This is a genomic window from Spirillospora sp. NPDC049652 (assembly GCF_040675125.1).
Classification (GTDB): domain Bacteria; phylum Actinomycetota; class Actinomycetes; order Streptosporangiales; family Streptosporangiaceae; genus Spirillospora.
Genome location: NZ_JBFAOF010001286.1, coordinates 1 through 1637, shown reverse-complemented (window position 1 = coordinate 1637; position 1637 = coordinate 1). Strand labels below are relative to the sequence as shown.

At 74.1% G+C, this 1637-nt stretch carries 2 protein-coding genes and 1 pseudogene; 2 read left to right on the top strand and 1 reads right to left on the bottom strand.

The window, feature by feature from the left end:
• Positions 1 to 193 (top strand): annotated as a pseudogene (locus tag AB0J52_RS39480) (short-chain dehydrogenase); the annotation flags it as partial.
• A 22-nt stretch (positions 194 to 215) separates the two neighbouring features.
• Here AB0J52_RS39480 and AB0J52_RS39475 read toward each other — a convergent pair.
• Complete coding sequence (locus tag AB0J52_RS39475; RefSeq protein WP_500188232.1) at positions 216 to 1067, bottom strand: oxygenase MpaB family protein; 852 nt, start codon at positions 1065 to 1067, stop codon at positions 216 to 218.
• Between the two features lie 87 nt (positions 1068 to 1154).
• Here AB0J52_RS39475 and AB0J52_RS39470 point away from each other — a divergent pair.
• A partial coding sequence (locus AB0J52_RS39470) for a TetR/AcrR family transcriptional regulator (protein WP_500188231.1) occupies positions 1155 to 1637 on the top strand: 483 nt, incomplete at its 3' end.

The following is a 1637-nucleotide window of genomic DNA, read 5'->3' as shown; positions in this document are numbered from 1 at the left end:
CGTGGTCGCCCTCATCGGCCGTCCGCGCGCGCAGGTCGTCGTCCCCGCGCGCCTCGGCCTCCCGACGCGGCTCGGGCAGCTGTTCCCGGACCGGGTCCGGGAGGCGGTCATGCGCCGCTACCGGCTCGACGAGGTGTTCCTGGACTGGGATCACGAGGCCCGCAAGTCCTACGACTCCCGCATCCGCGACTAGTCGCGGCGGCGCGGCGCCCGGCTCAGCGGACGCGGGGCCGCCCGTCGCGGGCGAACGCGCGGCGGGCCTGCGGGAGGTACCGGACGGCCTCGGGCAGTAGCGGCCAGAGGAGGTCGAGCCGCCGGACGGTCGCGGCGAACCGCCGGTAGCGGCGCTCGTCCGCCTCGCTCCACGGCAGGTCGAGCAGTTCGCGCATGCGCGGATGGCAGCCGCCGACCGTGAGGAACCGCGCGACGGCGTTCAGCGGCGGCGACACCGCGCGCCACAGCGCCTTCGGCATCCGCGGCGGCGCGGGCAGGCCCTTGGTGACGTAGCCGACGCCGTAGCGGGCGGTCTTGTGCGCGACGAGGGTGCGGGCGAGCATCCCCTCCCAGTACTCCTCGAACTCCTCCCAGGTCTCGGGCATGGCCCGGTCGCTGACCCCGTACATCCGGTACCAGGTTTTCGACTCGGTGTAGAGGCGCCGTTTGTCGGCGGTGCTCAGCGGCCGGACGAACGTCTCGATGCCGTGGACGAGGTGGTCGAGGAACGTGGCGTGCGCCCAGAAGTAGGTCTCCGGGTCGAGCGCGTGGTAGCGGGCGCCGTCCGGCAGGGCGCCCTTGATGCCGTGGTGGAAGTCGCGCACCCGCCGTCCGGACGCCGCCGCGTCCGTCCCGCCGTAGACGGTGTCCAGGATCGGCCCGGCCGAGCGCTTCAGCCGCGCGAACGTCTCGGCGAAGAACACCGAGTGGTCCAGGACGCCCTGGCCGAGCGCGGGGAGCATGTTCTGCAGCACGGCGGCGCGCGGCCCGACGAGCAGCAGCCGGGTGTCGGCGAAGTAGGCCCAGGTCAGCGAGGTCGGCCCGAGCGGGGCGGGAGCGGTCGTGGCCGTCATGGGTCACCGCCGGGGATGGCCGTGGGGGAACAAAAACATGATGATTGTAACTATGTTCCCCTGCGGCGGCCAGCATAGGGTGCGGGCATGACCATGGACGCGTCCCCGCTGGCCGGGCTGCTGGAGGCGGCCCCGGACCCCGACGACCTCGACACCCGCATCCTGGACGCGGCGCTCGCCGAGTTCGAGACCTACGGGCTGCGCCGGGTCAGCGTCGAGGACGTCGCGCGCCGCGCCGGGGTCGCCCGCACCACCATCTACCGCCGGTTCACCAACAAGGAGCTGCTGCTCCAGGCCGTCAACCTGCGCGAGGTCCGCCGGTTCCTGACCGCGATCGCGGCCGCGACCGAGGACCGCGCGGGCGCGGTGGACGCCGTCGTCGAGGGCTTCGTGGCCGGCCTCGCCGCCGCCCGGTCGCACCGGCTGATCACCCGCGTCCTGCAGAGCGAGCCGGAGGTGTTCGTCCGGCAGCTCGGCATGAACGGCGGCGCGGTGCTGCTCGCCGCCCGCGACATCCTCGCGGCCCGGCTGCGCCGCGCGCTGCCCGCCGCCGACCCCGCCGAGATCGAC

Coding starts and splice junctions, on each gene's coding strand:
- AB0J52_RS39475 (WP_500188232.1), bottom strand. CDS start 1,067: ATGACGGCCACGACCGCTCCCGCCCCGCTCGGGCCGACCTCGCTGACC.